This window comes from Aeromonas sp. QDB68, from assembly GCF_027707405.1.
In the GTDB taxonomy this organism is placed as follows: Bacteria; Pseudomonadota; Gammaproteobacteria; order Enterobacterales; family Aeromonadaceae; genus Aeromonas; species Aeromonas caviae.
Genome location: NZ_JAPCIQ010000150.1, coordinates 1 through 6089 on the forward strand (window position 1 = coordinate 1; position 6089 = coordinate 6089).

The 6089-nt window shown below is 63.3% G+C and carries 5 protein-coding genes; 3 read left to right on the forward strand and 2 right to left on the reverse strand.

What is annotated here, in order from left to right; all coding sequences use genetic code 11:
• Positions 1-95 precede the first annotated feature (95 nt).
• The gene (locus tag PG892_RS21255) at positions 96-812 is read right to left on the reverse strand and encodes a LysR family transcriptional regulator (protein WP_270825814.1); all 717 of its coding nucleotides are present in this window, start codon (positions 810-812) and stop codon (positions 96-98) included.
• A 129-nt stretch (positions 813-941) separates the two neighbouring features.
• On the opposite strand from PG892_RS21255, the gene PG892_RS21260 reads away from it, so the two are divergent.
• Positions 942-1793, forward strand: a complete 852-nt coding sequence (locus PG892_RS21260; RefSeq protein ID WP_270825815.1) for a type 1 glutamine amidotransferase domain-containing protein — start codon at positions 942-944, stop codon at positions 1791-1793.
• Between the two features lie 62 nt (positions 1794-1855).
• On the opposite strand, the gene PG892_RS21265 is transcribed toward PG892_RS21260, so the two are convergent.
• The gene (locus PG892_RS21265) at positions 1856-2734 is read right to left on the reverse strand and encodes a LysR family transcriptional regulator (RefSeq protein ID WP_128273174.1); all 879 of its coding nucleotides are present in this window, start codon (positions 2732-2734) and stop codon (positions 1856-1858) included.
• Positions 2735-2895: 161 nt separating this feature from the next.
• Between PG892_RS21265 and fdhD the strand changes: the two genes are divergently transcribed.
• Both fdhD and PG892_RS21275 read left to right on the forward strand, forming a co-directional pair.
• On the forward strand, positions 2896-3681 hold the full coding sequence (fdhD, locus tag PG892_RS21270) for a formate dehydrogenase accessory sulfurtransferase FdhD (RefSeq protein WP_045524794.1): 786 nt from the start codon (positions 2896-2898) through the stop codon (positions 3679-3681).
• Positions 3665-5962 (forward strand): FdhF/YdeP family oxidoreductase, encoded by a 2298-nt coding sequence (locus PG892_RS21275; RefSeq protein ID WP_270825817.1) that lies wholly within the window; start codon positions 3665-3667, stop codon positions 5960-5962. The genes fdhD and PG892_RS21275 overlap by 17 nt, the downstream gene beginning before the upstream one ends.
• The last annotated feature ends 127 nt before the right edge of the window (positions 5963-6089 follow it).

A 6089-nucleotide genomic window follows, 5' to 3' on the forward strand; every position in this document is an offset into this window, starting at 1 on the left:
TTCGACAAGGGTAAGGTGTTCAATCAACGTCATAGCGCGTGCCTCCTGCATGGAGACGCGATTAGATCACAGACGATCTGCCTGTTCAAATTTCATTAACAAAGTGCGATCCCGCCCTGGTCCAGCACCCGCTGGCGGCTGTGCACATGGAGATCGACAGGGGATCCCTGCTCATCCACAAACTGCCAGGGGAAGGGGCGACCCGTGCTCGGGGTGATGAACTGGATCAGATCATGTTGCGACAGCATTTCCAGGGAGGTTGGCGCGGGGCGGCGGGCGACATAATCGGGGGCGCAGAAGACCCCGAGGCTGGCATCCTCTAGCTTGCGGGCGATGATCCGCCCATCGCGCGGCTCCCCCAGCCGGATGGCCAGATCGTAACCATCCTCCACGAAGTCGATGTTCCTCTTGGAGACATTGAGCTCCAGTTCGACCTCGGGATAGGCGGCCATGAAGCCTGGCAGCAGGGGTACCAGACGGTGGTGGGCATAGACGGTGCCCACGCTGATGCGCAGCACTCCTTTGGGGTGGCGCTGGCGACCGGTGATGGCCCGCTCGGCCTCGGCGATCTGCTCGAGGGCCTGCTGGCACTGCTCCCGATAGAGCTCCCCGTCATGGGTGAGGCGCACGCTGCGGGTGGTGCGATGGAAGAGTTTGACGCCGAGCCTGGCCTCGAGACGCTGGATGGAGCGGCTCACCGAGGCGGGCGTTACCCCCAGTACCTGAGCCGTGGCGGTAAAGCTGCCAAGTTCGGCTGCCTTGCAAAAGAGCTCTATGGTGCCGAGCTGGACGGGGTCGAAGGCACGGGACATATGTTCATCTATGTAAATAATCAAGTTCAATGGAGTGAGTTTATTCGTCCGTGGGTAATCAGTAAATTGCTCATCGAGGGCGGCCCGGTGGCCGCCCGATCGATCACTGCCATCAAAAGGAAGATCACGATGAAGAACACCCTCAAGGCCGTGCTGGCCTCACTGCTGCTGGCGACCTCCGCTGCGGCCAGCGCCGCCCCGCAAGGCGAGATCCTGGTGCTGCTCTCGAGCGAGACCGAACTGCCGCTTCAGGGGGGCAAGAGCCTGACCACCGGCTTCTACCAGAATGAACTGGGGGTGCCTGCCGCCGCCCTGCTGGAGGCCGGTTATACCCTGACCCCGGTGACCCCGAGAGGGAACCGGCCCGTTGTCGACAAACACTCCGTCGATCCCCAGTACTTTGGTGGCAACCCGCAGGAGATGGTGCGCATCGGCGCCGTCGTGGAGGGGCTGCTTGGCGCCGGCAAGGTGCTCTCCCTGAGGGAGGTGCTGGCATCCGGTCCCGAGCGCTATGCCGGCCTCTTCATTCCCGGCGGCCACGCGCCCCTCATCGATCTTGCCAAGGATCCCGAGGTGGGGACCCTGCTTCGCCACTTCCATGACAACCACAAATCCACGGCCGCCATCTGCCACGGCCCCATCGCGCTGCTGGCGGCGCAGACGGATCCGGCCGGGTTCGAGCAGTCGGTCATTGCAGGCAAGGGGGACGGCGCCAGAGAGTGGATGTACGACGGTTACAGGATGACCCTCTTCTCCGACAAGGAAGAGGCGGTGTTTGAAGGCTCCCTTGGGGGTGACAAGCTGCGCTACTACCCGGCGAAGGCCATGGCCCAGGCCGGCGGCAGCATGCAGTTCGTGGCACCCTGGCAGCCTGGCGTTGTGATCGATCGCGAGCTCATCACAGGCCAGAATCCCTTCTCCGACCACGCCCTGGCGAGCGCCTTCATCGCGGCGCTGGACAAACAGCAAGGGGCAGGCTGACGCGAGGAGAGGCGCAAGTTCCCCCCTTGATCAGTGCAGGCAGCCCCCATGGGCTGCCTTTTTCATGCCCCAGCCTTGGCGAGAAACGCCTTCATGGCGGGGGTGACACTGTGTTTTCGGGTGATAAAGGCGATGGTGCCTGCGCTCGCATCGCTCAGGGGATGGCAGGGCAGTTTGAAGAGCTGCTGGGCGGTGGCGGCGATGCCGGCGCTGACCACGGCGCAGCCCAGGCCGTGGCTCACCCCGTTGACCAGGTGGAACAGGGAGTCGGTCTCCAGCACCACCCGCAGGCTGATCTGCTGGCGGGCGGCGGCCTCGTCCAGGTAGCGGCGAAACTGCATGGTGGTGCTTGGCAGGATCAGGGGGAGATCTTGCAGGTCCGCCAGGGTCAGCGGCCCGGTCGAGGCGCAGTGGGCAGGCAGGGGGCCCAGCAGGGCCATGGGGTTGGGGTGGCGAAGCTGGACGTCGAGGGCCCGGCGCTGATGCTCGGTGAGCAACTCGTCAAAGCCGAGCCCGATGTCGATGCGATGCAGATCCAGCTGCTCCATCAGGGTGGCATGGGTCATCACGCAGAGGTGCAGGCCGACCTTGGGGTAGGCGTCATTGAACCCCTTGAGCAGCGGCATGATGTCGATGCTCGACTGGGGCACGACGCCGATGCGCAGCGCACCCGACAGCCCGCCCCGAAAGAGGCTGAGCTCCTGGCGCATGGCATCCTGCTCCTGAAGCATCCGCTCGGCGTGGTGCAGCACCACTTCCCCCGCCTGGGTCAGGGCTACGAACTGGCTGTTGCGCACCACCAGTTCGGTGCCAAGTGACTTCTCCAGAGCGGTGATGCTGGCTGACAGGGTCGGCTGGGTGATGAAGCAAGCCTTGGCCGCCTTGGCGAAGTGACGGTGCTGGGCCAGCTCGTAGAAATAGTGCAACTGCTTGATATTCATCGTGGTAATGGCAGCAGGCAAAGGCAATGAGCGACAAATTTAATCAATCGACATCCCGATAGCAATAGAAGTTATCTATTGGTGAATAGATTTGTTTCATTGGTTTTGGCGCGGCGGCTTATCTAAACTTGAGGCCCGAATACAGCTTATAAGCGTCTCGCATGATCCCTTTCAATTCACGGTTGCCCAGTCTGGATGAGCTGGTGGAGGAGGTGGCCGTGTCAGTCAACATCAACGGCATCAACCATGCCGTCATGATGGCCACCCCGGACGATCTCGACGATTTCGCCATCGGTTTTCTGTTTGGCGAGGGGATCATCGGGGGCAACCATGATGTACACGATATCCAGAGCACCCCGTCCGAGCACGGCATCGTGCTCGATGTCACCATCGCCAACCGCTGTCTGGCTGTGCTTGGTCAGCGCAAGCGCCGCCTGGCCGGTGCCAGCGGCTGTGGCATCTGCGGGGTGGAGGCCATCGAACATGCGTTGCCCGTGCTCACCCCGCTGACCCCGGGCGCCCCCTTCGACACCGCCTCTTTGCAGGATCTGCGGGAGCGCATCGTCCCCTGGCAGAGCAAGGCCCGCCAGAGCGGCGCCCTTCATGCCGCCCTGGCGCTGGATGATCGCGGCGAGATCCTGGCCTGCCGGGAGGACATAGGGCGGCACAACGCCCTGGACAAGCTCATCGGCATGCAGCTGCGCCAGCCGGTGCAGGCCGCCACCCTGGTGATCACCAGCCGCTGCGGCAGCGAACTCATTCACAAGGCGGTGCAATTTGGCGCCGCTCACCTCATCAGCCTTGCTTCACCCAGCCAGCTCGCGGTGCGACTGGCCCTGAAGTACAACCTGACCCTGATCCATGTGCCCCGATCCGATGCCCCGGTCTGCTATGCCAGCCCCCGCGCCCAGGATCACGTTGGAGATTCCCATGTCCAGTCATATTGAGAAACCGGCCAAGGCCGGCGGCTTTTCCTCCCTGCAGTCCACCTTCAAGCAGGTGCTGCGCAGCCAGAAGACCCGCCAGAACATCAAGAACCTGCTGCGGGTCAACCAGACCGACGGCTTTGACTGTCCCGGCTGCGCCTGGGGTGACAACAAGCAGGGGGCCTTCCAGTTTTGCGAGAACGGCGCCAAGGCGGTGGCCTGGGAATCCACCGGCAAGACGGTGGGGGCCGATTTCTTCGCCGAGCATTCGGTGCGTCGCCTCGCCACCCAGAGCGACTACTGGCTCGAATATCAGGGGCGACTGACGGAGCCCCTGCGCTACAACCCGGCCACCGATCACTACGAGCCGGTGAGCTGGGATCAGGCGTTTGCCCTCATCGCCGACAAACTCAAGAGCCTGGCCAGCCCCGACGAGGTGGAGTTCTACACCTCGGGACGCGCCAGCAACGAAGCCTCCTACCTCTATCAGCTGTTTGGCCGTCTCTATGGCACCAACAACTTCCCCGACTGCTCCAACATGTGTCACGAGGCGAGCGGGGTGGGGCTTATCCAGTCCGTCGGGGTGGGCAAGGGCACCGTGGTGCTCGATGATTTCGACGCCGCCAAAGCCATCTTCATCTTTGGCCAGAACCCGGGCACCAACCACCCGCGCATGATGAACGCCCTGCGCAAGGCGGCACGCCAGGGGTGCCAGATCGTCACCTTCAACAACCTCAAAGAGGTGGCCCTCGAGCGCTTCGCAAGCCCCCAGAGCCCGGCGGAGCTACTGACCCCGGCGGCCACCACCATCAGCCACCAGTACCTCATGCCAAAGCTGGGCGGTGACATGGCGGCCATTCGCGGCATGGCGAAATACATCCTGGAAGAGGAGGGGGGGCGCATCGATCTCGCCTTCATCGAGCAGCACACCGCGCACTTTGACGACTACCTGGCCCAGGTGAAGGCTACGGAGTGGACGCAGATCGAGGCGCAATCCGGCCTCGGTCGGGAGGCGATCACCCGGGCGGCGCAGATCTTCGCAAGCAGCGAGAGCGTGATCAGCTGCTGGGCCATGGGGATCACCCAGCACAAGCATTCGGTCGACACCATTCGCGAAATCGTCAACCTGCACCTGATGTGCGGCCAGATTGGCAAGCCGGGGGCCGGACTCTGTCCGGTGCGCGGTCACAGCAACGTGCAGGGCAACCGCACCATGGGGATCAACGAGAAACCCAATGCCGCCTTCCTCGATCGCCTGGAGCGCCGCTTCCCGGTGGGCTTCAAGCGCACGCCGGGGCACAACGTCTACGAGGCCCTTAAAGCCCTTCATGGCGGCAAGAGCAAGGTGCTCATCTGCCTTGGGGGCAACCTGGCAGCCGCCGCGCCGGATACCGAGTTCACCTATGAAGCGATGCGAAGGAGCGAGCTCAACGTGCAGATCAGCACCAAGCTCAACCGCAGCCACCTCATGGTGTCAAAAGATGCTCTTATCCTGCCCTGCCTGGGCCGTACCGAGCTCGATCAGCAGCGCACCGGGGTGCAGAAGATCACCGTGGAGGACACCTTCAGCATGGTGCACGCCTCCACCGGGATGAACGAGCCGGTCTCGCCGCTATGTCTCTCCGAGATAGACATCGTGGCCCGCATGGCCGAGGCAACGCTTGGCAGCGAGCGGGTGGACTGGCTGGCGCTGCGGGATGACTACGGGCTGCTGCGGGATCTCATCGAGGAGACCATCGCGGGCTTTGGCGACTTCAACCGCCGCATCGAGGAGCCCTGCGGTTTCCATCTGGAGAACAGCGCCGCCCTGCTGCGCTGGAACACCGCGAGCGGGCGCGCCGAATTCAGGGCGAGCCGTTTGCCGGACTCCATCCTGCCCGAGTGCACCAGCCACGCGGAGCAGATGGTGGATCAGCCCGTGCTGCTGCTTCAGAGCCTGCGCTCCCACGATCAGTACAACACCACCATCTATGGCATGGATGACCGCTATCGCGGCATCAAGGGGCGACGCAACGTGGTCTTCATGAACGAGGAGGATGCCAGGAGGCTGGGGCTCGCCGAGGAGCAGCGGGTGGACATGAGTGCGGTGTGCAACGATGGGCGCGAGCGGGTGGTGCGGGGCTTTAGCGTCATCTTCTACGAGATCCCGAAGGGCAATATCGCCGCCTACTACCCGGAGACCAACCCCCTGGTGGCCATCGAGAGCATAGGAGAGGGCTCTTTCACCCCCACCTCCAAATCGGTGCCCGTACTGGTGACCCCGAGCGCCGCCTCGGTCGAGAGCCTGGCCGTCACGCTCTGATCCCCTGACATGGATACCGTCCGACCCCTGCCATGGCAGGGGTTTTTTATGGTTCTTCGCGGGATCTTGGGGAAGTGGAAGTTGACAGACAGGGTGCTGGTAAACTGGCTGTCTCCAAACACACCAC

Excerpts from the sequence above, each read along its gene's own strand:
- PG892_RS21255 (WP_270825814.1), bottom strand. The coding sequence starts at position 812 with ATGTCCCGTGCCTTCGACCCCGTCCAGCTCGGCACCATAGAGCTCTTT.
- PG892_RS21260 (WP_270825815.1), top strand. The coding sequence starts at position 942 with ATGAAGAACACCCTCAAGGCCGTGCTGGCCTCACTGCTGCTGGCGACC.
- PG892_RS21265 (WP_128273174.1), bottom strand. The coding sequence starts at position 2,734 with ATGAATATCAAGCAGTTGCACTATTTCTACGAGCTGGCCCAGCACCGT.
- fdhD (WP_045524794.1), top strand. The coding sequence starts at position 2,896 with ATGATCCCTTTCAATTCACGGTTGCCCAGTCTGGATGAGCTGGTGGAG.
- PG892_RS21275 (WP_270825817.1), top strand. The coding sequence starts at position 3,665 with ATGTCCAGTCATATTGAGAAACCGGCCAAGGCCGGCGGCTTTTCCTCC.